Origin of the sequence: Sphaerotilus natans, from assembly GCF_900156335.1 — a bacterium.
In the GTDB taxonomy this organism is placed as follows: Bacteria; Pseudomonadota; Gammaproteobacteria; order Burkholderiales; family Burkholderiaceae_C; genus Sphaerotilus; species Sphaerotilus natans.
Map to the genome: position 1 here is coordinate 140,387 of NZ_FTMZ01000001.1, position 23,859 is coordinate 164,245.

At 70.4% G+C, this 23,859-nt stretch carries 23 protein-coding genes; 10 read left to right on the plus strand and 13 right to left on the minus strand.

Annotated elements, in window-relative coordinates:
* Positions 1 to 105: 105 nt before the first annotated feature.
* The 3 genes from BW996_RS00680 to BW996_RS00690 form a co-directional block, all read right to left on the minus strand.
* The gene (locus BW996_RS00680; protein ID WP_037479305.1) at positions 106 to 876 is read right to left on the minus strand and encodes an SDR family NAD(P)-dependent oxidoreductase; all 771 of its coding nucleotides are present in this window, start codon (positions 874 to 876) and stop codon (positions 106 to 108) included.
* 73 nt (positions 877 to 949) lie between these two features.
* Positions 950 to 2,842 (minus strand): feruloyl-CoA synthase, encoded by a 1,893-nt coding sequence (locus BW996_RS00685; RefSeq protein ID WP_037479302.1) that lies wholly within the window; start codon positions 2,840 to 2,842, stop codon positions 950 to 952.
* Positions 2,843 to 2,846: 4 nt separating this feature from the next.
* A complete protein-coding gene (locus BW996_RS00690; RefSeq protein ID WP_081837990.1) occupies positions 2,847 to 3,677 on the minus strand; it encodes a crotonase/enoyl-CoA hydratase family protein in 831 nt (276 codons plus the stop codon).
* A gap of 188 nt (positions 3,678 to 3,865) precedes the next feature.
* Between BW996_RS00690 and BW996_RS00695 the strand changes: the two genes are divergently transcribed.
* Positions 3,866 to 4,756 (plus strand): amidohydrolase family protein, encoded by an 891-nt coding sequence (locus BW996_RS00695; protein WP_037479301.1) that lies wholly within the window; start codon positions 3,866 to 3,868, stop codon positions 4,754 to 4,756.
* A 205-nt stretch (positions 4,757 to 4,961) separates the two neighbouring features.
* Positions 4,962 to 5,267: a c-type cytochrome gene (locus tag BW996_RS00700; RefSeq protein WP_037479298.1), complete on the plus strand. Its 306-nt coding sequence runs from the start codon at positions 4,962 to 4,964 to the stop codon at positions 5,265 to 5,267.
* A gap of 216 nt (positions 5,268 to 5,483) precedes the next feature.
* On the opposite strand, the gene BW996_RS00705 is transcribed toward BW996_RS00700, so the two are convergent.
* The 4 genes from BW996_RS00705 to xseB form a co-directional block, all read right to left on the minus strand.
* Positions 5,484 to 6,254 carry a ferredoxin--NADP reductase gene (locus tag BW996_RS00705; protein WP_037479295.1) on the minus strand — a complete coding sequence of 257 codons (771 nt, stop codon included), beginning with the start codon at positions 6,252 to 6,254 and terminating at the stop codon, positions 5,484 to 5,486.
* 131 nt (positions 6,255 to 6,385) lie between these two features.
* Positions 6,386 to 8,314, minus strand: coding sequence for a 1-deoxy-D-xylulose-5-phosphate synthase (dxs, locus tag BW996_RS00710; RefSeq protein WP_037479293.1), 1,929 nt, complete (start codon positions 8,312 to 8,314; stop codon positions 6,386 to 6,388).
* 41 nt (positions 8,315 to 8,355) lie between these two features.
* The gene (locus BW996_RS00715) at positions 8,356 to 9,258 is read right to left on the minus strand and encodes a polyprenyl synthetase family protein (RefSeq protein WP_037479291.1); all 903 of its coding nucleotides are present in this window, start codon (positions 9,256 to 9,258) and stop codon (positions 8,356 to 8,358) included.
* Positions 9,255 to 9,506, minus strand: coding sequence for an exodeoxyribonuclease VII small subunit (gene xseB, locus BW996_RS00720; RefSeq protein ID WP_037479289.1), 252 nt, complete (start codon positions 9,504 to 9,506; stop codon positions 9,255 to 9,257). Before xseB ends, BW996_RS00715 begins: the two co-directional genes overlap by 4 nt.
* 356 nt (positions 9,507 to 9,862) lie before the next feature.
* Between xseB and BW996_RS00725 the strand changes: the two genes are divergently transcribed.
* The 4 genes from BW996_RS00725 to BW996_RS00740 all read left to right on the plus strand — a co-directional run bounded on the left by BW996_RS00725 (position 9,863) and on the right by BW996_RS00740 (position 13,409).
* Positions 9,863 to 10,984 carry an aromatic ring-hydroxylating oxygenase subunit alpha gene (locus BW996_RS00725; protein ID WP_037479394.1) on the plus strand — a complete coding sequence of 374 codons (1,122 nt, stop codon included), beginning with the start codon at positions 9,863 to 9,865 and terminating at the stop codon, positions 10,982 to 10,984.
* Positions 10,985 to 11,072: 88 nt separating this feature from the next.
* Positions 11,073 to 11,984, plus strand: a complete 912-nt coding sequence (locus BW996_RS00730; RefSeq protein ID WP_037479392.1) for a DMT family transporter — start codon at positions 11,073 to 11,075, stop codon at positions 11,982 to 11,984.
* A gap of 27 nt (positions 11,985 to 12,011) precedes the next feature.
* Positions 12,012 to 12,869 carry a sulfurtransferase gene (locus BW996_RS00735; RefSeq protein WP_037479287.1) on the plus strand — a complete coding sequence of 286 codons (858 nt, stop codon included), beginning with the start codon at positions 12,012 to 12,014 and terminating at the stop codon, positions 12,867 to 12,869.
* 105 nt (positions 12,870 to 12,974) lie between these two features.
* Entirely contained in the window at positions 12,975 to 13,409 is a 435-nt protein-coding gene (locus tag BW996_RS00740; RefSeq protein ID WP_037479284.1) for a universal stress protein, read from the plus strand.
* 27 nt (positions 13,410 to 13,436) lie between these two features.
* Here the strand turns inward: BW996_RS00740 and BW996_RS00745 are convergent, their stop codons facing one another.
* The 3 genes from BW996_RS00745 to BW996_RS00755 all read right to left on the minus strand — a co-directional run bounded on the left by BW996_RS00745 (position 13,437) and on the right by BW996_RS00755 (position 16,525).
* A complete protein-coding gene (locus BW996_RS00745) occupies positions 13,437 to 14,216 on the minus strand; it encodes a TIGR00266 family protein (RefSeq protein WP_037479390.1) in 780 nt (259 codons plus the stop codon).
* A gap of 181 nt (positions 14,217 to 14,397) precedes the next feature.
* A complete protein-coding gene (locus BW996_RS00750) occupies positions 14,398 to 15,159 on the minus strand; it encodes a hypothetical protein (RefSeq protein WP_051631658.1) in 762 nt (253 codons plus the stop codon).
* The gene (locus tag BW996_RS00755; protein ID WP_051631657.1) at positions 15,146 to 16,525 is read right to left on the minus strand and encodes a M48 family metalloprotease; all 1,380 of its coding nucleotides are present in this window, start codon (positions 16,523 to 16,525) and stop codon (positions 15,146 to 15,148) included. The genes BW996_RS00750 and BW996_RS00755 overlap by 14 nt, the downstream gene beginning before the upstream one ends.
* A 46-nt stretch (positions 16,526 to 16,571) precedes the next feature.
* Between BW996_RS00755 and BW996_RS00760 the strand changes: the two genes are divergently transcribed.
* Positions 16,572 to 17,396, plus strand: coding sequence for an SDR family NAD(P)-dependent oxidoreductase (locus BW996_RS00760; RefSeq protein WP_076458496.1), 825 nt, complete (start codon positions 16,572 to 16,574; stop codon positions 17,394 to 17,396).
* A 19-nt stretch (positions 17,397 to 17,415) separates the two neighbouring features.
* Here the strand turns inward: BW996_RS00760 and BW996_RS00765 are convergent, their stop codons facing one another.
* Both BW996_RS00765 and BW996_RS00770 read right to left on the minus strand, forming a co-directional pair.
* On the minus strand, positions 17,416 to 18,186 hold the full coding sequence (locus BW996_RS00765) for a BPSS1780 family membrane protein (RefSeq protein WP_037479281.1): 771 nt from the start codon (positions 18,184 to 18,186) through the stop codon (positions 17,416 to 17,418).
* A gap of 39 nt (positions 18,187 to 18,225) precedes the next feature.
* On the minus strand, positions 18,226 to 19,197 hold the full coding sequence (locus BW996_RS00770) for a homoserine kinase (RefSeq protein ID WP_037479278.1): 972 nt from the start codon (positions 19,195 to 19,197) through the stop codon (positions 18,226 to 18,228).
* 103 nt (positions 19,198 to 19,300) lie between these two features.
* On the opposite strand from BW996_RS00770, the gene polA reads away from it, so the two are divergent.
* The gene (gene polA, locus BW996_RS00775; protein WP_037479275.1) at positions 19,301 to 22,147 is read left to right on the plus strand and encodes a DNA polymerase I; all 2,847 of its coding nucleotides are present in this window, start codon (positions 19,301 to 19,303) and stop codon (positions 22,145 to 22,147) included.
* Positions 22,148 to 22,251: 104 nt separating this feature from the next.
* On the opposite strand, the gene BW996_RS22365 is transcribed toward polA, so the two are convergent.
* Complete coding sequence (locus BW996_RS22365) at positions 22,252 to 22,377, minus strand: hypothetical protein (protein ID WP_259373309.1); 126 nt, start codon at positions 22,375 to 22,377, stop codon at positions 22,252 to 22,254.
* A gap of 292 nt (positions 22,378 to 22,669) precedes the next feature.
* On the opposite strand from BW996_RS22365, the gene rbp reads away from it, so the two are divergent.
* Both rbp and BW996_RS00785 read left to right on the plus strand, forming a co-directional pair.
* Positions 22,670 to 22,978 carry an RNA-binding regulator gene (gene rbp / locus BW996_RS00780; protein WP_037479271.1) on the plus strand — a complete coding sequence of 103 codons (309 nt, stop codon included), beginning with the start codon at positions 22,670 to 22,672 and terminating at the stop codon, positions 22,976 to 22,978.
* Entirely contained in the window at positions 22,975 to 23,847 is an 873-nt protein-coding gene (locus BW996_RS00785; protein ID WP_037479268.1) for a transglutaminase-like domain-containing protein, read from the plus strand. The genes rbp and BW996_RS00785 overlap by 4 nt, the downstream gene beginning before the upstream one ends.
* The last annotated feature ends 12 nt before the right edge of the window (positions 23,848 to 23,859 follow it).

Below are 23,859 nucleotides of genomic sequence, written 5' to 3' on the forward strand. Positions count from 1 at the left end.
GGAAATCAAGGACCATGCGGATATTCCCGACCGTCCGGTCGGTATATCCGTGTGCTTGTCGTTTTTCTGGATCGTTGTTCTGGGCCGAGTCCTGCGCGCGCCGCTTCAGCGCGGCGCCAGCCGCAGCGCACCGTCGAGGCGGATGACCTCGCCGTTGAGATGGCCGTTGGCGACGATGTGGGCGGCCAGCATCGCGAACTCGGCCGGATCGCCCAGGCGCTTCGGGAAGGGAATCGCCGCGGCCAGCGACTGCTGCACCGCCTCGGGCAGCTCGTTCATCAGCGGCGTGGCGAACAGCCCCGGCGCGATCGTGCAGACGCGGATGCCCCACTGCGCCAGGTCACGCGCCAGCGGCAGCGTCATGCCCACCACGCCGCCCTTGCTGGCCGCGTAGGCTTCCTGGCCGACCTGGCCGTCGAAGGCGGCGACCGAGGCGGTGTTGACGATGACGCCGCGCTCGCCGGCGGTGCCGGCCAGCGGCTCGAGCTTCGCGATGCGCGCAGCCGCCAGCCGGACCATGTTGTAGGTGCCCAGCAGGTTGACGCGCACCACGCGCTCGAAGTCCTCCAGCGGCGCTGGCGAGCCGTCGCGCTGGATCACGCGCTTGGCGGTGCCGATGCCGGCGATGTTCATCAGGATGCGCGCCGGCCCGAGCGCGGCCTCGGCGGCGTCGAGCGCGGCCGAGACGCTGGCGCTGTCGGTGATGTCGCAGCGCAGCGCCAGGCCGCCGATCTCGGCGGCGACCGCCTCGGCGCCGGCGGCGTTGACGTCGAGCACCGCGACCTTCGCGCCCAGGCGGGCGAGCTCGCGTGCGACCGCGGCGCCGAGGCCGGAGCCGCCGCCGGTGACGAGGGCGGTGTGTCCTGGGATCTGCATGGGAGGGGGTCCTTCGTGGGTCCCCGCCTGCGCGGGGATGACGGAATCAGCGGCGGGCGTGGGGATGACGGAATCAGCGGCGGGGCAGGATCAGGAAGGGGTCGCTTTCGCGGCCCTCGTACATCGCCTCGACCAGCGCGGCGCGGTGCAGCAGCACCGCACGCTGGTTGATCGAGCCCTTGTCGGTGACCTCGCCCTTGTCGATCGAGGGCGGCTCGGCCAGCACATGCAGCCGCGCCGGGCGGTTGGCGCTGCCGGTGCCCTCGCGCCAGAGCCGGTCGGCGAGCTGCTGGAAGAAGTCGCGCACCGCCGGCGTGTGCAGCAGCTCCGGCACCGGCAGCGCCTCGGCCTCCAGCCCGTCGGCCTCGGCCAGGCGGCGGCATTCGTCCAGGCGCGGGAAGATCAGCAGGCCGATCTCGTCGCGGTTGAGGCCGGCGACCACCACGTCCTGGATGCAGGGCGCGCCGGCCAGCGTGACCTTGGCGCGCAAGGGGCCGACGCTCACGAAGGTGCCGGTCGAGAGCTTGAAGTCCTCGGCGGTGCGGCCGTCGAAGACCAGGCCGCGTGTCGGATGGGTCGGATCGACGAACTTCGCCGCGTCGCCGGTGCGGTAGAAGCCGTCCTCGTCGAAGGCGGCTGCGGTCTGCTCGGGCGCGCGCCAGTAGCCGGGCGTGACATTGGGGCCGCGGAAGCGGATCTCGGTCTTGGCGTAGGGGTCATCGGCCGCGCCGTCGCGCACCAGCTTGACCTCGACGCCGGGCACCGGCAGGCCGATCCAGCCCGAGCGCACGTCGGTGCCGACCGCGAAGGTGCACGACGGCGCCGTCTCGGTCATCCCCAGGCCGGTGATGATGCGGATGCGCTCGCCGACCTCGGCCTCGCCGTGCGCATCGAACCGGTCCCAGACCGCCTGGCTCAGGCCGGCGCCGGCGAACATGAAGGCCTTGACGCGCGAGAACAGCGTGCGTCGCAGCAATGGATCGGTGTCCATCGCGCTGGCGATCTCCTCGAAGCCCTTCGGGACATTGAAGTAGACCGTGGGCGCGACCTCGCGCAGGTTGCGCAGCGTCTCGGCGATGCCCTTCGGGGTGGGCTTGCCGTCGTCGATGTGCAGCGTGCCGCCGTTGTAGAGCACGATGCCGACGTTGTGGTTGCCGCCGAAGGTGTGGTTCCACGGCAGCCAGTCCACCAGCACCGGCGGCTCGTCGGCCAGGAAGGCCAGGCACTGGCGCAGCATCTGCTGGTTGGCGCAGAGCATGCGCTGGGTGTTGATCACCGCCTTGGGCAGCTTGGTCGAGCCGGAGGTGAACAGGAACTTGGCGATGGTGTCGGGGCCGACCTGCGCGTGCGCGGCCTCGCCCGTCGGGCCGGGCACGGTCGCCAGCAGGGCCGCGAAGGGCGTGACCGCCCGCTCGTCGAGCGCGCCGGCGGTGAGCACCACCTCGACCTCGGGGCCGAAGACGGCCGCGATCGCCCGCCCGTAGGCCGGCGAGGCCGCGAACACCAGCCCCGGCGTGACCGTCTGCGCGATGTGGCGCAGCTTGCCGAAGTCCTGCGACACCAGCGAGTAGGCCGAGGACACCGGCACCACCGGCACGCCCGCCCACATCGCGCCCATCACCAGCGACAGGTGCTCGATGTCGTTGTCCGACAGGATCATCACCGGCCGCTCGGCCGACAGGCCGCGGTCGGTCAGCGCCTGGCCGATGGCCTGCGCCCGCTGGCGCATCTCGGCGTAGCTGACGCGGATCCAGTCGCCACCGGCGGCGGCCGGCGCGCGCCGGGCCACGAAGGTGCGCTCGGGCGCCTCCTCGGCCCACTGGTCGAGGCAGTCGGTCAGGCGGGCTGGGAACCAGCCCAGCGGCTCGGTCGAGCGCAGCAGCTGCTGGCCGTCGTGTTGGGCTTCGAGCTGCGCGTCGATGCAGCCGCCGACGCGGGCCTCACGGTAGCGGGGCGAGGAGTTCATCGCGTCAGTCCTCCGACTTCACGACCTTGGCCGCACGGCCTTCGAGGAAGGCGCGCAGCCGCGCCTGGGCCTCGGGCGTGTTGCTGGCCGAGGCGGCCATCAGCGACTCGGCGAACAGGCCCTCCGACGGGCTCATCTCGACGATGCGCGGCAGCGCGTGCATCACCGCGAAGGCCGTCATCGGTGCGTTGCCGGCGATCTTCCGGGCCAGCTCGATGCCCTTGGCCAGGCCGGCGCCGTCGCCGACGCGGTAGTTGACGACGCCGTAGCGCTCGCCCTGATCGGCGTCGAAGACGCGGCCGGTGAGCATCATGTCGGTCATGCGCGCCGCGCCCATCAGGCGCGGGATGCGCACCGAGCCGCCGCCGCCGACGAAGATGCCGCGCTGGCCCTCGGGCAGGCCGAAGTAGGCCGAGTCCTCGGCGACGCGGATGTGGCAGGACGCTGCCAGCTCCAGGCCGCCGCCGACCACCGCGCCGTGCAGCACCGCGATCACCGGCACGCGGCCGAACTGGATGGCGTCGAAGGCGGCATGCCAGCCGCGCGAGTGCAGGATCGCGGCGTGAATGTCGCGCTCGACCAGCTCGGAGAGGTCCAGCCCGGCACAGAAGTGCGCGCCCTCGCCGCTGACCACCACCGCACGCACGTCGGCGGGCAGGTTGACGAAGGCGGTGTGAAGCTGCGCGATCAGGCCGTCGTTGATCGCGTTGCGCTTGACCGGGCGGTTCAGGCGGATGTGCAGCACCGCGCCGTCCTGGCTGATCTGCAGCAGGTCCAGGCCGGCCAGCAGGCCGGTCGCGGGGGTGAAGGTGGAGTCGGTGGCAGGCGTGCTCATGTCGGATGTTCGCGGGCTCTAATGCTTAGGAAATATAAGTATCTGGCATCGGAGGCTTCCCCCATGAAAACCCTCGATCGATCAATGAGCTTGCTGAGAAGGGGTGTTTTTGCGGGTAAACCCTCGCTGCCAAGTGACTTTTTGATTACAGAATTTAATCAAATGATCTGCAAGACTGGAGCCCGCCGATGAACACCGATGACCTGATCGCGATCGACATCCACACCCATGCCGAGGTGTCGTGCTGGAACCCGTTCGACAACTACGGCGAGGAGTACGACCGCGCCGCCGACAAGTACTTCGGCTCGAACCGGCGCCCGACCATCGCCGAGACGGTCGCCTACTACCGGGAGCGCAAGATCGGCCTGGTGATGTTCACCGTCGACAGCGAGAGCAAGCTGGGGCGCCGGCGCATCCCCAACGAGGAGATCTGCGAGGCGGCGAAGGCCAATTCGGACATGATGATCGCCTTCGCCTCGATCGACCCGCACAAGGGCAAGATGGGCGCGCGCGAGGCGCGCCGCCTGATCGAGGAGCATGGCGTCAAGGGCTTCAAGTTCCACCCGACGGTCCAGGACTTCCTGCCCTACGACCGCATGGCCTGGCCGATCTACGAGGTCATCGCCGAATACAGGCTGCCGGCGATCTTCCACTCGGGCCATTCGGGCATCGGCTCGGGGATGCGCTGCGGCGGCGGCCTGCGGCTGCAGAACTCCAACCCGATGCTGCTGGAGGATGTGGCGATCGACTTTCCCGACATGGAGATCGTCATCGCGCACCCGAGCTGGCCGTGGCAGGACGAGGCGCTGAGCTTGGCGCTGCACAAGCCCAACATCTGGATCGATCTCTCGGGCTGGAGCCCGAAGTACTTTCCGCAGCAGCTCGTCCAGTACGCCAACACGCTGCTGAAGGACCGCATGCTGTTCGGCTCGGACTATCCGCTGATCACGCCCGAGCGCTGGATGAAGGACTTCGACGAGGCCGGCTTCAAGGACCTGGTCAAGCCGCTGATCCTGAAGGACAACGCGATGCGGCTGATGCGCCTCGGGCCTTACCGGGAAAGCGCTGCGTCGGTCTGAGGCGTGGTGTCACGGCGTTGAGCACTGTTCGCGGCATTTGTCCCGGACTTGGCGGGGTGATCCGCGTCGGCACAGGGTAAGCACTGTCACTGGGCCGGGGGCGGGGCCGTTGAATCACACGGCACGCGGCTTGCTGATGACGCCGCGGCCCGGCCGGCTCACCGGCCGAACCTGTCCGATCAACGCCCCGTATCGAGGAGACCCCATGAAGTTCGTCGTGCTGTCCGCCCTGGCTGCCACCCTGTCCCTGTCCGCCGGCCTGTCGCAGGCTGCCGACGGCAAGGAAATCTACAACCAGAGCTGCGCGATGTGCCATGCCGCCGGTCTGGCCAATGCGCCGAAGCTCGGTGACAAGGCGGCCTGGGAGCCGCGTGCCAAGGCTGGCAAGGATGCATTGGTCCAGTCCGCGCTGAAGGGCAAGGGCGCGATGCCCGCCAAGGGCGGCAACCCGAAGCTGACCGACGAGCAGATCGGCGTGGCCGTCGACTTCATGCTGGCTTCGGTCAAGTGAGATTGGCCCGCCAGCCGATCGGATGACCGGATTGCACAAATTTGTGGCAATCTAGTGAAACTGCTTGCAGATCAAGGACTTGCGGATCAGTTCAGGCAGTAATCCCCAGGGTTGTCCACAGGTGCTGTGGAATGGCGGGCACAAAAAAAGCGCGACGGCTGTCGCGCTTTTTTCATGGGGGAGCGGGCGGAGCGTGAGGGCTCGCCCTGCCCGTGATCACTGCTCGGCGAAGGCGCGCTCGATGACGAAGTCGCCCGGCTTGGTGGTGTTGCCTTCGGCAAAGCCACGGTCTTCGAGCATCTTCTTCAGGTCGCGCAGCATGGCCGGGCTGCCGCAGATCATCACGCGGTCTTCGGCCGGGTTCAGCGCCGGCAGACCGAAGTCGTTCCACAGGCGACCGTCCTCGATCAGGTCGGTGATGCGGCCCTGACGCTCGAAAGGCTCGCGGGTCACGGTCGGGCAGTAGATCAGCTTGTCGCCGATGATCTCGCCCAGGAACTCGTGGTTCGGCAGGCTCTTGAACAGGTCCTGGTAGGCCAGCTCGGCGACCTCGCGGCAGCCGTGGACCAGGATGACCTTCTCGTAGCGCTCGTAGGTCTCGGGATCCTGGATGATCGACAGCCACGGCGCGAGACCGGTGCCGGTGCCGAACAGGTACAGGCGCTTGCCCGGGTTCAGGTAGTCGACCAGCAGCGTGCCGGTGGGCTTGCGGCCGACCAGGATCTTGTCGCCCGGCTGCAGATGCTGCAGGCGCGAGGTCAGCGGGCCGTCGGGCACCTTGATCGAGAAGAAGTGCAGCGTCTCTTCCCAGTTCGGGCTGGCGATCGAGTAGGCGCGCAGCAGCGGCTTGCCGTCGACCGGCAGGCCGATCATCACGAAGTGACCGTTGGAGAACCGGAACGCGGTGTCGCGGGTGGTGGTGAAGCTGAACAGGCGGTCGGTCCAGTGGTGCACCGAGAGCACGGTCTCTTCGTTGAAGGCTTTCATGGCGGCAGGATCAAGAGCGAGTGAAGCCCCACCCGGTATCACAGACCGTCGCCTGTGGCAAGTGGACGTGGGGCGAGCAAAGGTGCCGAGGATAACCGAATCCTCGCCAGATCAGGGTTTGTCCGCTGGCATCAGCCGTTGACCACCGTACGCAGCGTGGTCGGCGGGCTGATGAAGCGTTCGGTGATCGCGCGCTCGATGCCGGCGGCATCCAGGCCGCACTGCGACAGCAGCACCGCCGGATCGCCGTGATCGATGAAGCGGTCGGGCAGGCCGAGCTGCAGCACCGGCACCGTCAGGCCGAGCGCATTCAGATGCTCGGTGACCGCGGAGCCGGCGCCGCCCATCACGCAGCCTTCCTCGATCGTCACCAGCGCGTCGTGGCTGCGGGCGAGCTGCTCGACCAGCGCGCCATCGATCGGCTTGACGAAGCGCATGTCGGCCACCGTCGCATCGAGCTTCTCGGCTGCGGCCAGCGCCGGATGCAGCAGCGTGCCGAAGGCCAGGATGGCGATGCGGCGCGCGCCCGGTCGGCCCTCGGCCAGCGTCGATTCGCGGCGCACCACGCCCTTGCCCCATTCGATCTCGTCGAACTCGCGGCCGGCCTCGGCGCCGATGCCGCTGCCGCGCGGGTAGCGCACCGCCACCGGGCCGCCGTGGCGGTAGGCGGTGGTCAGCGCGCGGCGCAGCTCGGCTTCGTCGGAGGGGGTCAGCATCGCCATGTTCGGGATGCAGCGCACGAAGGCGATGTCGTAGGCGCCGGCATGCGTCGCGCCGTCGGCGCCGACCAGGCCGGCACGGTCCAGCGCGAAGACCACGTCGAGGTTCTGCAGCGCCACGTCGTGGATCAGCTGGTCGTAGGCGCGCTGCAGGAAGGTCGAATAGATGGCGACCACCGGCTTGAGGCCCTCGCAGGCCATGCCGCCGGCGAAGGTCACCGCATGCTGCTCGGCGATGCCGACGTCGTGGTAGCGGGCCGGGAAGCGCTTGTGGAACTCGACCATGCCGGAGCCCTCGCGCATGGCCGGGGTGATGCCCACCAGCTTCATGTCGGCGGCGGCCATGTCGCACAGCCACTGGCCGAAGACCTGGGTGAAGGTCGGCTTCGGGGCGACGGCCGGCTTGACCAGGCCGACGGCCGGATCGAACTTGCCCGGACCGTGATAGGCGATCGGATCGGCCTCGGCCAGCTTGTAGCCGTAGCCCTTCTTGGTGACGACGTGCAGGAACTGCGCGCCCTTGCGCTCGCGCAGGTTCTCCAGCATCGGGACCAGCGCGTCGAGGTCATGGCCGTCGATCGGGCCGACATAGTTGAAGCCGAACTCCTCGAAGATCGTGCCGGGCACGACCATGCCCTTGGCATGCTCCTCGAAGCGGCGTGCCAGCTCCAGCAGCGGCGGGGCGTTCCTCAGCACCTGCTTGGCGCTCTCGCGCGCGGCGGCGTAGAAGCGCCCGCTCATCAGGCGGGCCAGGTACTTGTTCAGCGCGCCCACCGGCGGGCTGATCGACATGTCGTTGTCGTTCAGGACCACCAGCAGGTTGGGCACGCGGCCGGCGTGCGGCATGCCGCCGTTGTTCAGCGCCTCGAAGGCCATGCCGGCGGTCATCGCGCCGTCGCCGATGATGGCCACGCAGTGGCGGCTCTCGCCCTTGAGCTGCGCGCCCAGCGCCATGCCCAGCGCCGCCGAGATCGAGGTCGAGGAGTGCGCAGTGCCGAAGGTGTCGTATTCGCTCTCGTCGCGCTTGGGGAATCCCGACAGGCCGCCGGCCTGGCGCAGCGTCGGGAAGCGCTCCTTGCGGCCGGTCAGGATCTTGTGCGGGTAGGTCTGGTGGCCGACGTCCCAGACCAGGCGGTCGTCCGGCGTGTCGAAGACATGGTGCAGCGCGATCGTCAGCTCGACGGTGCCGAGGTTGGACGACAGGTGGCCGCCGGTGCGCGCCACGTTGCGCAGCAGGTAGTCGCGCACCTCGGTGGCGAGCTGCTTGAGCTCGGGCCGGGACAGGGCACGCACATCGGCCGGGGACTGGATGCGGTCGAGCAGCGGAGTAGGCAGGGTCATCGCGAGGGATCCGTCGAAGGGCGCGTCGGCGCGTCAGGGCATCAGGAGACGCGGTCGATGACGCGGTCGGCCAGGACCGCCAGCGTCGAGGTGTCGGGCAGGCCGCTGGTCTCGAGCGCGGCACGCGCGCGGGCATGCAGCGCGGCGGCGCGGGCGCGGGCGCCCTCGAGGCCGAGCAGCGAGACATAGGTGGGCTTGTTCTGGTCGGCGTCCTTGCCGGCGGTCTTGCCCAGCACCTCGGAGGCCTGGGTGCAGTCAAGGATGTCGTCGACCACCTGGAAGGCCAGGCCGATCGCCCAGCCGTAGTCCGACAGCGCCGAGGCAGCGCGCGGCGACAGCTCGCCGCAGGCCGCGCCCATCATCACGCTGGCCTGCAGCAGCGCGCCGGTCTTGCGCCGGTGCATGTCCTGCAGCTGCGGCTCGGTGAGCGGTCGGCCGACGCTGGCCAGGTCGATCGCCTGGCCGCCGGCCATGCCCTCGACGCCGGAGGCCCGCGCCAGCAGGCTGCACAGCCGCGCCTGCAGCGCCGGCGGCACCACCTCGCGGCCGTCCTCGGCCGGCGGGGTCAGCACCTCGAAGGCCAGCGCCTGCATCGCGTCGCCGGCCAGCATGGCCTGGGCCTCGCCGAACTCGACATGGACCGTCGGCTTGCCGCGGCGCAGCACGTCGTTGTCCATGCAGGGCATGTCGTCGTGGATCAGCGAATAGGCGTGGATCAGCTCGACCGCGCAGGCCGCGCGCATCGCCGCCTCGGCATGGCCGCCGATGGCTTCGGCCGCGGCCAGCACCAGCAGCGGGCGCAGGCGCTTGCCGCCATCGAGCACGCCGTAGCGCATCGCCAGTCCGAGGCTGGCCGGGGCATCTGCGCGGACATGGGTGCTCAGCGCGGTCTCGACCGCTGTCAGCTGCGCAGCCACCCAGTCATCGAAGGCAGGGCGCTTCATGAGGGATCGCTCCAGGGTTTGAGCTGCCCGTCGTCGAGCATCCGCACCTGCTGCTCCACCGCGTCGAGCCGGGCACGGCAGAAGCCGAGCAGCTCGGCGCCGCGGCGGTAGCCGTCGAGCAGCTGGTCGAGCGGCAGCTGGGCGGACTCCATCGACTGCACCAGCCGATCGAGTTCGGCCAGCGCGCTTTCATAGCTCTCGGGCTCGCGGGCGCTGGGGGAGGAGGGGGCGGAGGCGCTCTTGGGCATGGCGTCTGGGGGAAAGTGCTCGATTGTAGAGGGCGGCTCCTGCTGTCACCGTGCATCGTGGGTGACGCGCGGGTGACGATGAGGCTGTCCCCTCAGGCAAGCCGAAAGATCGTCGCATGTTGTATCCGGTCGACATACGCAGGCGCAGCGGGGGCATGCCTGCCCTGCAGGCGGCGCGATCGGTGACCTCGGCTACAATGTCAGGTTCGCCCTGGGCGACACCGCCCACCCCGGTCCAGCAGCGTGCCGCTGCACTCATGCCTCCCAGGCGTCCAGCCTGGGGCAGGCGCCCAGTGGTCTGGGACCATTTCCGTGGGGTGGTGGTTCGACATGGATTTTTGGAGATCCTGGGGATCATGTCCGACCTGAGCACACAGCAAGCTCTCCTTCGCAGCCGCACCCAACTTCCGGTGACCAGCTATTTCGACCCGGCGCTCTACGAGCAGGAGATGAAACTCATCTTCGATGTCGGTCCCCGCTATGTCGGGCACGAGCTGATGGTCCCGGCACGGGGTGACTTCCATGCGCTTGCGCAGGAACGCGAGGGCCGTGCGCTGATCCGCACCGACAAGGGCGTCGAGCTGATCTCCAATGTCTGCCGCCACCGCCAGGCGGTCATGCTCAAGGGCCGCGGCAACACCGGCGGCAACGTGGTGTGCCCGCTGCATCGCTGGACCTACGACCTGGGCGGCAAGCTGATCGGCGCGCCGCACTTCAGCGAGGATCCGTGCCTGAACCTGCGCAACTACCCGGTGCGCACCTGGAACGGCCTGATCTTCGAGGACAACGGCCGCGACATCGCCGCCGACCTGGCGAACCTGGGCCCGAAGGACGTCCTCGACTTCGAGGGCTACCAGTTCCACAGCGCCATCCAGCACGAGTGCAACTACAACTGGAAGACCTTCATCGAGGTCTATCTGGAGGACTACCACGTCGTGCCCTTCCACCCCGGCCTGGGCAACTTCGTCACCTGCGACGACCTGCGCTGGGAGATGGGCCGCGAGTACTCGGTGCAGACGGTGGGCACCGCGCCGGGCATCGGCCAGGCGCTGGGCCGCCCCGGCTCCAAGGTCTACGAGCGCTGGCACGAGCAGGTCATGCGCTACCAGGACGGCGTCGCTCCGAAGCACGGCGCGGTCTGGCTGACCTACTACCCGCACATCATGATCGAGTGGTACCCGAACGTGATGACGGTGTCGACGGTCTTCCCGCTGGGGCCGCAGAAGACGCTCAACACGGTGGAGTTCTACTACCCCGAGGAGATCGCCGCCTTCGAGCCCGAGTACATCGAGGCCCAGCAGGCCGCCTACATGGAGACCTGCATCGAGGACGACGAGATCGCCGAGCGCATGGACGCCGGCCGCCGCGCGCTGATGGAGCGCGGCGACAACGAGGTCGGCCCCTACCAGAGCCCGATGGAGGACGGCATGCAGCACTTCCACGAGTGGTATCGCCGCGTCATGGACTTCAAGGACTGATGTTCACGAACTGCTCGCTGCCGCGCTGCGCCTGAGGGCCGCCGCGCGGCGCCGACCCGGGGAGGCCCGGGCCGTTAGCATGCCGGGCATGAACGCTCCGATGCTGATGGTCCTGGCCTCCCTTCTCTTTTCGCTGATGGGGGTGTGCGTCAAGCTCGCCAGCACGCAGTTCGGCACCGGCGAGATCGTGATGTACCGTGGCCTGGTCGGTGCGGTGGTGATGGCGGTGCTGGTGCGGGTGCGCGGCCAGTCGCTGCGCACTGCCGTGCCGGGCATGCACGTCTGGCGCAGCATCGTCGGCGTGTCGGCGCTGTGCCTGTGGTTCTACGCCATCAGCGGCCTGCCGCTGGCCACCGCGATGACGCTGAACTACATGTCGCCGATCTGGATGGCGATGTTCCTGATCGGCGGATCGGTGCTGCTGGGTGGCGCGCGGGTGGACGCGCGGCTGGTGGCCACCGTGCTGGCGGGCTTCATTGGCGTGGCGGCGATCCTGCGACCCAGTCTGGACCGCGACCAGCTCTGGTTCGGCGTCGTGGGGCTGTTCTCGGGCATGCTCTCGGCGCTGGCCTATCTGCAGATCACTGCGCTGGGCCGCGCCGGCGAGCCCGAGACGCGGGTGGTCTTCTATTTCTCCTGCGCCGGCACGCTGGCCGGCCTGGCGTTGACCTTGCTGCAGGGCGGCCCCAGCGGCGGCCACGACCTGCGCGGCCTGCTGCTGGTGCTGGCGGTGGGCGTGTTCGCCACCGCTGCGCAGCTGGCGATGACACGCGCCTTCTCGATCGGCCGGCCGCTGGTCAATGCCAGCCTGCAGTACCTGGGCATTGCCTTCTCCTTCGCCTGGGGCGTGCTGCTGTTCGACGATCCGGTGCATCCGCTGGCACTGCTGGGCATGGCGATGGTGGTGGGCTCGGGTATCGTCGCCACCCGGCTGCGCCATGCCGGCGCCGCGCCACGTCGCGGCGCCTCCGACACGCTGCCGCCCGATCTCGAGTCCTGATCCCGTCCTGACCTGCTGCCCCACACCATGACGATCTCCCCTGACTCCACCTTCCCGCTGATCTCCGCCGAGGCGCTGAAGGCCGTGCTCGGCCGCGTGCGCGTGTTCGACGTGCGCTTCGACCTGGCCCGCCCGGACGCCGGCGAATCCGCCTGGCGCGAGGGGCATCTGCCGGGCGCGCATTACCTGCATCTGGACCGCGACCTGAGCGCCAAGGACGGCGTGCCCGCGCTGTGCGGCGGGCGCCACCCGCTGCCGACGCGCGAGGTCTTCGCCGCCACCGCCGCGCGCCTGGGCCTGACGCCGGACACGCCGGTGGTGCTGGTCGACGCGCAGGGCGGCATGTTCGCCGCGCGTGCCTGGTGGATGCTGCGCTGGATCGGCGCGCGCGACGTGCGGGTGCTCGACGGCGGCCTGGCCGCCTGGCAGGCCGCGGGCGGCGCGCTGGAGCCGGGCGAGGTGGCGCCGGCCGAGCCGGCCGCCGCCTGGCCGCTCGCGCCCGAGCCCGAGGGCCTGCGCCTGACCGCCGACGCGCTGGCCGCGCAGCTCGGCCACGTCGCGCTGCTGGACGCGCGCGCGCCCGAGCGCTACCGCGGCGACGTCGAGCCGCTCGATCCGGTGGCCGGCCACATTCCCGGCGCGCTCAACCGCCCCTTCAGCGCCAACCTCGGGCCGGACGGGTGTTTCCTGCCACCCGAGGCGCTGCGGGCGGCCTTCCAGGGCCTGGCCGGCGCGCGTCCGGTGGTGCACCAGTGCGGCTCGGGCGTGACCGCCTGCCACAACCTGCTGGCGATGGCGGTGGCCGGTCTGCCCGGCGGCGCGCTCTATGCGGGTTCGTGGAGCGAGTGGTGCCGCGATCCGGCCCGGCCGGTGGCCCGAGGCTGACGCCGTCCTTGCCGTCGGCGTGGTTCTTGACGCTGCTCAAGTCGCGCCCGGTGGCGCGGCGCATGATCGGTGCATCCTGCTTTTGCGTCTGAAGGAGTTCCGATCATGTACAAGCGCATTCTGGTGCCGACCGACGGCTCGGAGATCACCCACAAGGCGGTCGAGACCGCGGTCGCGATGGCCAAGGCCTTCGGCGCGACGCTGCTGACGCTGGCGGTCAAGGAGCCTTTCCCGTACAGCGCGATCACCGAGATGCAGCCGATCCCGCCGCAGGAGTTCTTCGACGCGCAGGAGCGCATCGCCGTCAAGCACATCGACCAGGTCAAGGCGGCCTGCGCGGCCGCTGGCGTCGAATGCCTTGCCGCGACGGTCGAGGCCGCCCATCCGTGGGAGGCCATCATCGACTTCGGCAAGGACCAGGGCGCCGACCTGATCGTCATGGCCTCGCACGGCCGCCGCGGCGTGGCCGCGCTGCTGCTGGGCAGCGAGACCCAGAAGGTGCTGACCCACAGCACCGTGCCGGTGCTGGTGGTGCGCTGATTTCGCCGGTGCGCCGCCAGGCGCGCCTCAGCGGCTGCCGCCGAGGAAGCCGCCGAGCAGCGAGCCCTCGTCGCTCGACGAGCCGCCGGTCTGCGGCGCGGCGGCGAACACCCGGCTGGCCAGGCGCGAGAACGGCAGGCTCTGCAGCCACACCGTGCCGGGGCCGGTCATCTTGGCGAAGAACAGGCCCTCGCCGCCGAACAGCGCCGTCTTGATCTTGCCGACGTACTGGATCTCGAAGTCCACGTTCGGCGTGTAGGCCACGACGCAGCCGGTGTCGATCAGCAGCGTCTCGCCGTGGCGCAGCTCGCGGCGCAGCACCGTGCCGCCGGCGTGCACGAAGGCCAGGCCGTCGCCTTCGAGCTTCTGCATGATGAAGCCCTCGCCGCCGAAGAAGCCCACCGAGAGCTTCTGCTGGAAGTGGATGCCCAGCGAGACGCCGCGCGCCGCGCACAGGAAGGAATCCTTCTGGCAGATCAGCATCCCGCCGAGCTGGCGCAGGTCCATCGGCAGGATCTTGCCGGGATAGGGCGCGGCGAAGGCGACGCGCTGCTTGGCGTGGGCCTGGTTGCTGTAGACGGTGGTGAACAGCGACTCGCCGGTGATCAGCCGCTTGCCCGCGCCCAGCAGCTTGCTCATGAAGCCGCCCTCCTGCTTGCCGCCGTCGCCGAAGACGGTGTCCATCTGGATGCCGCCCTCCATGAACATCAGGCTGCCGGCCTCGCCGATCGCGGCCTCGCCGGGGTCGAGCTCGACCTCGACGAACTGCATCTCGGCGCCCTTGATCTCGTAGTCGACCGCATCCATGCGGCCGCCGGGCGCCGGTGCCTGGCCGAAGGACGACATCGGGGACGGTGCGCCGGACGGCGTCGGTGCAGGGCTGGGGGTGTTGTAGGAGGAGAAGAGTGACATGGCGTTCAGGTTCGGACGTCGTGTCCGGCTTCAGGAGTGGACCGGTGCGCGGCACCGACCGGCGCCGCGGGACGGATCATCGCACCAGCGGTGCGCGCAGCCGGGCGAAGTCCCGGGGAGCCACATACTGCAGCACGGGTTTGCCCCGGCCCTGCGGATCGAGCGAGATCACCAGGCCGCGCTCCGGGTAGAGCAGATGCACCTGGCCGTCGGCCGAGCCGATGCGCTCCGGCGCCGGCCCGAAGCGCTCCAGCGCCACCGCCTCGTCGAATCGGGCGGCAGGCAGGAAAGTCAGCGCGGCCAGCGTGGCCTGCCGGGCCTCTTGCGCATCGTCGAACTTCAGCGTCAGCCGGTAGCTGCCGCTGGGCTGGGGCTCGCGCTCGGTGGCCTGGTCGGCCCAGCGCTGCAGCGTGGCGGGCTCGGCCGCGCCGGTCAGCACCAGCCGGCCCTGCACGAAGCCGGCGCGCACCGTCTCCAGATAGGCCTCCAGCGTCAGCGTGCCCTGCGGATCGCGCACCAGCGCGATCTTCATCTCGGCCGCCTCGGCCGGCCAGCTGCGCTCGATGCGCGCCAGTGGATCGCGCCCCGGCGTGACGCCGAAGACCTCGCTCAGGCCATCGCCCAGCGGCGTGATCTGCCAGGGCAGCAGCCGGGTGGCGTCGGCGCTGGCGGCCGCAGGGGGGCCGCCGCGCAGCTGCTGCCAGGCCCACGGCGCCATCAGCGCGACGACCAGGAACAGCAGCGTGCCCAGCAGCAGCAGCGCCACCATCCGGCCGGTGCCGATGCGGGGCGTCGGGGGCGTGGAGATCTTCGGATCGGTCGGTTCAGCGGACGACATGGCCCATCGCTTTCAGTCGGCTGGCGGAGAACTGCGCCGCCTCGCCCTGGCGGCTGATCTGCAGGAAGCGCGCGTAGTGCTCGGCCGCACGGCGGTCCTGGCCCATGCCGTCGAGCGAGACGGCCTTCAGGAACAGCACGCCCGGATCGCCCGGCAGCACCCGGTCGTGCTGCTCCAGCGCGGCGTAGGCCGCACCGGGATCACGCAGGCCCAGATGCAGGGTCGCGGCCAGCTTGTGCGCCTGCGCCTCCTGCGGGTAGATCGCCCGGGCGGTCTCGACATGGCGCTGCGCCTCGCGGGTCTGGCCCTGAGCCTGCAGGCACTGGCCCATGCGCAGGTTGGCGGCATAGTCGCGCGGGGCGACCTTCAGCGCCTGGGCGAACTGGCCCTGCGCCTCGCCGAGCGCCTTGCGGCCCATCGCCAGCTCGCCGTTCTTGCAGGCCTGGATGGCCGGACGAAGGCGGCGCAGGCTGGCGGTCGAGTCCATGAAGCGCTCGCGCTGGCGCGGCGCGCCACGGCTGCCGGCGTACTGGGTGCGGGCCAGCTCCTGCGCGCGGGCCATGCGGTCGGTGCTCATCGGGTGCGAGGAGAACATCGTCTCCAGCAGGCCCGGCTTTTCCTGATGCTGGCTGACCAGCAGCTGGTGCAGCTGGGTCATGCCCTCGGCCGGATAGCCGGCCTGCACCAGATAGTCCTGGCCGAGCGCGTCGGCCTGATGCTCATGCTCGCGCGAGTAGCGCGCCAGCATCGCGCTGGCGCCGAGCTGCGAGCCCAGGCCCACCAGCGGCGACCAGGCCGAATCCTGGGTGGCCGCCGCCAGCGACACCACCGCCACCTGCGCGACCAGCGCCTGGCCCTGGCGCTGCGCCGCATGGCGCGCGTTGACATGCGCCAGCTCGTGGCCGAGCAGCGCTGCCAGCTCCGATTCGTCCTGCAGTTCCACCAGGATGCCGCGGGTCACGCCCATCGCGCCGCCGGGGAAGGTGTAGGCGTTGATGTAGTTGGCGTTGAGCGTGCGGTAGCTGTAGGGCATGTCGCGGCGCTGGGTGCGCTGCTGCAGCGTGCGCCCGACCGTCCCGACATAGCGGTTGACCTCGTCGTCCTGCACCGCGCCGAGGTCCTGCGAGAACTGGTGCGGCGCCTGCTGCGCGTCGATCTGGCGTTCCTGCTCCTCGCTCATGCCCACCAGGATGCGCTCGCCGGTCACCGGCGAGACCGCGCAGCCCGACAGGCCCGACAGCGTGCCGGCCCCCAGGCTGGCGCCGAACAGCCACAGCGCATCGCGCCGGCTCGGGCGGTTGCGCCGCAGTCGCGTGGCCAGGTCAGGCGGTGGGGCAGGGTGGGGGAAATCGGCAGGGCTCGTCATGGCGGTGATTCTAGGCAGGCCCGGGCGGACAATCTTGCGCATGAACATGCCCGCATCGCTCCTGGCGTCGTCCTTCGCCACCCCGGATCACCTCGATCACCTCGATCACCTTGTCATCCTGACCGGCGCCTCGCGCGGCCTGGGGCTGGCGATGGCGCGCCGCCTGCTGGCCGGCCCCGGCCTGCTGCTGCTGGGCATCGCGCGCCAGCCCGACGCGGGGCTGGACGCGCTGGCCGCCACCCACGGCAGCCAGCACCTGGCCTGGCCGCTGGACCTGAGCGACGCGCCGGCCGCGGCCGAGCGGCTGTCGGCCTGGCTGGCCACGCAGCCGCCGGCGCGCTGGCGTCGTGTCACGCTGATCAACAACGCCGGCGTGATCCCGCGCATCGGCCCGCTGGGCGAGGATGCACCCGGCGCGCTGTCGGCCGCGCTGCGCGTCGGCCTGGAGACACCGATGCTGCTGACGGCCGCGCTGCTGGGCGCGACCGCCGGCTGGACGGCGCGTGCCGCCGGCGAGGTGCGAGTGCTCAACATCTCGTCCGGTCTGGGCCGGCGCGCGATGGCCGGCAGTGCCGCCTACTGCGCGGCCAAGGCCGGCATGGACCACTTCAGCCGCGCGGTCGCGCTGGAGGAGGCGGCCGGGCCGCATCCGGCGCGCATCGTCTCGCTGGCGCCGGGCGTGATCGACACCGACATGCAGGTGCAGCTTCGCGGCGCCGACCCGGCCGGATTTCCCGACCACGGTCGCTTCGTGCACCTGCAGTCGGCCGGTCTGCTTGACAGCGCCGACACGGCCGCCGCCAAGGTGCTGGCCTGGCTGGAGCGGCCGGACTTCGGCGCGCAGCCGGTGGCGGACGTGCGCGAGGGGTGAGGCCCGATCCGGCCTCGAATCAATCCTCGAACGCGATGCACCCGTCCACGCTGGCCTGCATCGACACATGGAAGCCGGCGGAGAACAGCAGCACCGCCGGCAGCACCAGCACCATGCCGATCGCGCCCAGGCCGAGCAGGCCCACCAGTGCCCCCAGCAGCGCCGACATCATCAGGTCGGCACCCAGCCAGGCCAGGCCGTAGACCACGAAGGCGCCGATGTTGCGCGTCGAGGCGGTGATGCTGACGAACAGCGCCTTGGCCGCACCCGCGCCGGTGCGCAGGGTCACCGCCGGCGCATGCCAGAAGGCCAGCAGCAGCGGCAGCAGCAGGGCGGCGCGCAGCATCATGCCCTGCTGCAGCGTGGCGACCGCCTCGAACATCGTGCCGTCGCCGCCCTGGCCGGAGCGGAAGGCCTCCCAGGCGGCGGCCATGTCCGGATCGATCAGGTCGCCGATCTCCAGCAGCAGCCAGGCTCCGATCGCCTTGGCCGCGCCGAGCTGCAGCAGCACCTTGCGCGCCGGGCTGCGCAGCGGGGCGAGCAGGGCCGCCGGGGCGGGCGTGCCGCCGTCCTGCATCAGTCGGCCGACCTGGTACCAGCCGGCGCCGAGCGCCGGCAGCAGCAGTGCCACCAGCAGCGGACCGACCCAGGGCAGGCCCAGCAGCAGCGACAGCAGCAGCATCACCATCGCGAACAGGCCGGCCAGCGCCATCGGCGCGGCACGCAGCCGGGTCAGGCCGGTCATCATCCAGCGCAGGCCGTCGCGCGGGGAGGTCTGGCGCAGCTTCATGGGGTTCGGGGCTCCGTCGTGCGTCGCAGGTCCGTCGGCTCAGCCGCGCATCCAGTGCCACGGGTTGGCCACGCGTTCGCGCAGCACCCGCTCGAAGTGGGTCGGGTCGTGCGGCTTGAGCATCGAGGCCTCGCGCGGCAGGTGGAAGTCCCACAGCCGCGAGGTCCAGAAGCGCAGGGCGCCGGCGCGCATCATCGCCGGCAGCAGGCGCAGCTCGTCGGCGCTCAGGGGGCATTCGGCGTCGTAGGCGGCGACCATGGCGCTGGCGCGGTCCTCGTCGAGGCGGCCGGTGGGCAGGTCGATGCACCAGTCGTTCAGGCACACCGCCAGATCGAACAGCCAGGTGTCGACGCCGGCGAAGTAGAAGTCGAAGAAGCCGGTGAGCTTCTCGTGGCCGGGCAGGCCGTCGAACATCACGTTGTCGCGGAACAGATCGGCGTGCACCGGGCCGCGCGGCAGCGCCTGGTAGCCGGCGGTGTCGGCCAGGTGGCGCTGGAAGGCCAGCTCGTCCTCGATGAGCTGGCGGGCGCTCTCGTCCATGTGCGGCACCACCACCGGCACCGTCTCGATCCACCAGTCCAGGCCCCGCAGATTGGGCTGGTGGCGCGGGTAGTCGCGCCCGGCCAGGTGCATGCGCGCCAGCATCTGCCCGACCTGGCGGCAGTGCCAGACCGAGGGCGCGAGCTGGTGGCCGCCCGAGAGCCGGTCCACCAGCGCCGCGGGCTTGCCGCAGACGGTGTGCAGGATCTCGCCTGTGGCATCGGCCTGCGGGTCGGGCACCGGGATGCCACGCCCGGCCAGGTGCTTCATCAGGTGCAGGTAGAAGGGCAGCTGCGCGTGCGTCAGGCGCTCGAACAGCGTCAGCACCCACTCGCCGCGCTCGGTCGTCACGAAGTAGTTGGTGTTCTCGATGCCCGAGGCGATGCCGCGCAGCGCGGTGACGGGCCCCAGGCCCAGGCGGTCGACGAGCGCCTGGGCGTCGGCGAGGGAGACTTCGGTGAAGACGGCCATCGGAGAACAGTGCAGCGAGCAGCGGAGGAGCGGGCGAAACGCGGATTGTAGGCTGCGGCGTCCGTGACCCGCGTCACGCCGGGCGATCACCGACAATTCCGCCATGAACGATGCCCACGCCTGCGCCGACCGCCCGACGATGCTGCTGATCGACGGTTCGAGCTATCTCTACCGCGCCTATCACGCGATGGCCGACCTGCGCGGCCCCGATGGCGAGCCCACCGGCGCCATCCACGGCTTCGTGGCGATGCTGCGCCGCATCGCCAAGGACATTCCGAGCGAGCACGCGGTCTGCGTCTTCGACGCCAAGGGCCCGACCTTCCGCGACGCGATCTACCCCGAGTACAAGGCGCACCGCGCGCCGATGCCCGACGACCTGCGCGCGCAGGTCGCGCCGATCCACGAGGTGGTGCGGCTGCTGGGCTGGCCGGTGCTGGAGGTGCCCGGCATCGAGGCCGACGACGCCATCGGCACGCTGGCGCGGGTGGCGGCGGCCCGCGGCCACCGGGTGGTCGTCTCCACCGGCGACAAGGACCTGGCGCAGCTGGTCACGCCGGAGATCACGCTGGTCAACACCATGACGAACGAGACGCTCGACGAGGCCGGCGTGCTGGCCAAGTTCGGCGTGCCGCCGACGCGCATCATCGACTACCTGACCCTGATCGGCGACGCGGTGGACAACGTGCCCGGCGTGGCCAAGGTCGGACCGAAGACGGCCGTGAAGTGGCTGCAGGAGCACGGCTCGCTCGAGGGCGTGATGGCCGCGGCGGCCACGATCAAGGGCGTGACCGGCGAGAACCTGCGCCAGGCGCTGGGCTGGCTACCCACCGGGCGCGAGCTGATCACCGTGCGCACCGACTGCGACCTGTCGGCGCAGGTGGCGGGCTGGCCGCAGCTTGACGCGCTGGCGCTGCGGCCGGTGGACCGCGCCGGCCTGCTGGACTTCCTGGTGCGCCACGGCTTTCGCACCTGGCGCACCGAGGTCGAGCGCGAGATCGCCGCCGAAGCCGCGGCGCAGGTCGCGGCGCAGGCGGCCGCTGCCGCCCCGGCCGGTCCGCGCGCGGGCGAGACCGGCGACCTGTTCGCCTTCGACGAGGCGCCCGCCGATACCCCCGCTGCCGAGGCGGCCACCGACGCCGCATCCCCCTACGAGACGGTGCTGAGCCGGGAGGTGCTGGCCGTCTGGCTGGACAAGGTGCGCGCGGCCGAGCTGGTCGCGCTCGACACCGAGACCGATTCGCTCGACCCGATGCGCGCGCGCGTGGTGGGCATCAGCCTGTCGGTGCAGCCGCGCGAGGCGGCCTACATCCCGCTGGCGCATGACGGCCCGGACGCGCCCGCGCAGCTGCCGCTCGACGAGGTGCTGGCCCTGCTGCGGCCGTGGCTGGAGGATGCCGGCGCGGCCAAGGTCGGCCAGAACGTCAAGTACGACACCCATGTCTTCGCCAACCACGGCATCGCGGTGCGTGGCTGGCAGCACGACACCCTGCTGCAGAGCTATGTGCTGGAGGCGCACCGGCCGCATTCGCTCGAGAGCCTGGCGCAGCGCCACCTCGGCCGCAGCGGCCTGAGCTACGAGGACCTGTGCGGCAAGGGCGTCAAGCAGATCCCGTTCTCGCAGGTGGCGGTCGATCTGGCCACGCGCTATTCGGGCGAGGACAGCGAGATGACGCTGGAGGTGCACCGCACGCTGTGGCCGCAGCTGGTCGAGCCCGGCGCCGAGGGTCTGCGCGCGATCTACGAGACGCTGGAGATGCCGGTGTCGGCGCTGCTGGCGCGCATCGAGCGCCACGGCGTGTGCATCGACACCGCGGCGCTGCAGGCGCAGAGCTGCGAGCTGGCCGCGCGGCTGGTCGCGCTGGAGGCCAAGGCGCACGAGATCGCCGGCCAGCCCTTCAACCTCGGCAGTCCCAAGCAGCTCGGCGAGATCCTGTTCGGCAAGCTCGGCCTGCCGGTGAAGAAGAAGACCGCCAGCGGCGCGCCCAGCACCGACGAGGAGGTGCTGCAGGAGCTGGCCGCCGACTATCCGCTGCCGGCGGTGCTGCTGGAGCACCGCAGCCTGGCCAAGCTGCGCAGCACCTACACCGACAAGCTGCCGCAGATGGTCAACCCTGCCACCGGCCGGGTGCACACCAACTACGCGCAGGCGGTGGCGGTGACCGGCCGGCTGGCCAGCAGCGAGCCCAACCTGCAGAACATCCCGGTGCGCACGCCCGAGGGCCGGCGGGTGCGCGAGGCCTTCGTGGCGTCGCCGGGCCATGTGCTGGTCAGCGCCGACTACTCGCAGATCGAGCTGCGCATCATGGCGCACCTGTCGGACGACCCGGCGCTGCTGCAGGCCTTCGCCGAGGGCCTGGACGTGCACCGCGCCACCGCCGCCGAGGTCTTCGGCGTGCCGCTGGCCGAGGTCACGCCCGAGCAGCGCCGCTACGCCAAGACCATCAACTTCGGCCTGATCTACGGCATGGGCGCCTTCGGCCTGGCGCAGAGCCTGGGGATCGAGCCGAAGGCCGCGCGCGACTACATCGAGCGCTACTTCGCCCGCTATCCCGGCGTGCGCCGCTTCATGGACGAGACGCGCGCGCAGGCCGCCGAGCGCGGCTACGTCGAGACGCTGTTCGGCCGGCGCATCCACCTGGTCGACATCCGCGGCGGCAGCGGCCCGCGCCGGGCAGCCGCCGAGCGCCAGGCGATCAATGCGCCGATGCAGGGCACCGCCTCCGACCTGATCAAGCGCGCGATGCTGGCGGTGCAGGACGCGATCGACACCCAGGGCCGCGCCACCCGCATCGTCATGCAGGTGCACGACGAGCTGGTGCTGGAGGTGCCCGAGGCCGAGCTGGACTGGGTGCGCGCCGAGGTGCCCGCGCGCATGGCCGGCGTGGCCGCGCTGAAGGTGCCGCTGCTGGCCGAGGTGGGCGTCGGGCGCAACTGGGACGAGGCGCACTGAGCCGGGCGTGGGGCCGCATTGCAAATGCTGGCGAGAAACCCCGATGGCTTTGCAAGAAGCGTGCTACGATGAAAAATCGACGATCAGGACAAGCTCCTGATCGCTCAGAGATCTCGGTTGATCTCTCCTTCCGCCAGAAAGCTGATCGCCGCGGTGATCTCCATGTTCTGGCCGCCTCTGGGCCGCACAGCCAGCAACCCTGTGCCCCAGCCGCCGGACAGCGAGTTCAACGTCCGCACGAAGTGCATCTCCTGCCTTCGACCTTCTGATCGCCGCTGCCCCAGACCTGCCGCAGCGGCTCGTGAAAGCTTCGTATCCCCGTCTCGTTCCGATCGGCAGCGTGCACCGCACCTGCCAGCCCGCTTCTGTCCAGTCGCCTGCACGACGCCCGCGCCGTCCCGCCCATGCGCCATGCCCTGCAGCGCATCCTTTCCCGTACCGGCACGAGCTGGGGCCTTGCCCCGCTCGCCGCTTCCAGCGCACTTTCTTGCGCTTCCTCTTCTTCCCGAATCAGGTAACACCATGACCAGCAAGCTCTACGTCGGCAATCTGTCCTACTCCACCAGCGACGCCGACCTGCATGAACAGTTCTCCCGTCACGGCGATGTGCGCACCGCCACCGTCATGACCGACCGCGACAGCGGTCGCTCGAAGGGCTTCGGCTTTGTCGAGATGGATTCCGAATCGGCTGCGCAGGCGGCCATCAGCGCGCTGAACGGCAAGTCGGTCGACGGTCGCGCGCTCACCGTCAACGTGGCGCGTCCCCGCGAAGAGCGTCCGTCCGGTTTTGGGGGTGGGCGCAGCTTCGGCGGCTACAGCAGCCGGACGTGATCCGACTCGGATTCTCGATCGACCTGAGCTACGAGGTGGCCGCGCCAGGTGCGGATTTCATCTTCAACGTCCAGGCCGCTCGCACGCACCAGCAGCGGGTGATCGAGGAGCGACTGGCCATCAGCCAGCGCGTCGGGCTGCATCTGCATACCGACGAGATCAGCCGCACGCGACATGTCCGGCTCACCGCGCACCCGGGTGTGCTGATGCTGCACTCGGACGCGATCGTCGAGGTGGCGCATCACGTCGAGGCGCCGCAGGCGCTGACCGAGATGCCGGTCGCCCGGCTGCCGGCCCATGTCCTGCCGTTCCTGTACCCGAGCCGCTACTGCGAGTCGGATCAGCTCCAGGCCTTGGCCAATGCCGAATTCGGTGCCCTGCCTCGGGGCTGCCTGCGCGTGATGGCGATCCGGGACTGGGTGCGCCAGCGCATCGCGTTCCGCAGCGGCGCCTCCGACAGCAGCACCTCGGCTCTGGCGACGCTGACCAATGGCGCCGGGGTCTGCCGCGACTTCGCGCATGTGATGATCGCGCTGTGCCGGGCTCTGAATCTGCCCGCGCGTTTCATCACCGGCTTCGACTTCGGCGCCGATCCTGCGCTGGGTCCCCCTGATTTCCACGCCTATGTGGAGGTCTACCTCTCCGGGCGCTGGTATCTGTTCGACCCGTCCGGCACGGCGATCCCGATGGGGCTGCTGCGGCTGGCGTGCGGGCGCGATGCGGCCGATGCCGCCTTCGCGACCCTCTTCGGCGCGGTGACCTGCCACCCGCCGGTCATCGGCGTGCATCTGATCTCCGGCCATGTCGGCACACGGATGCACCCAGCCCATGCTCTGAACGCGATCTCGACCGACAGCGGCGCGGGCTGACGCGGGGGCGTC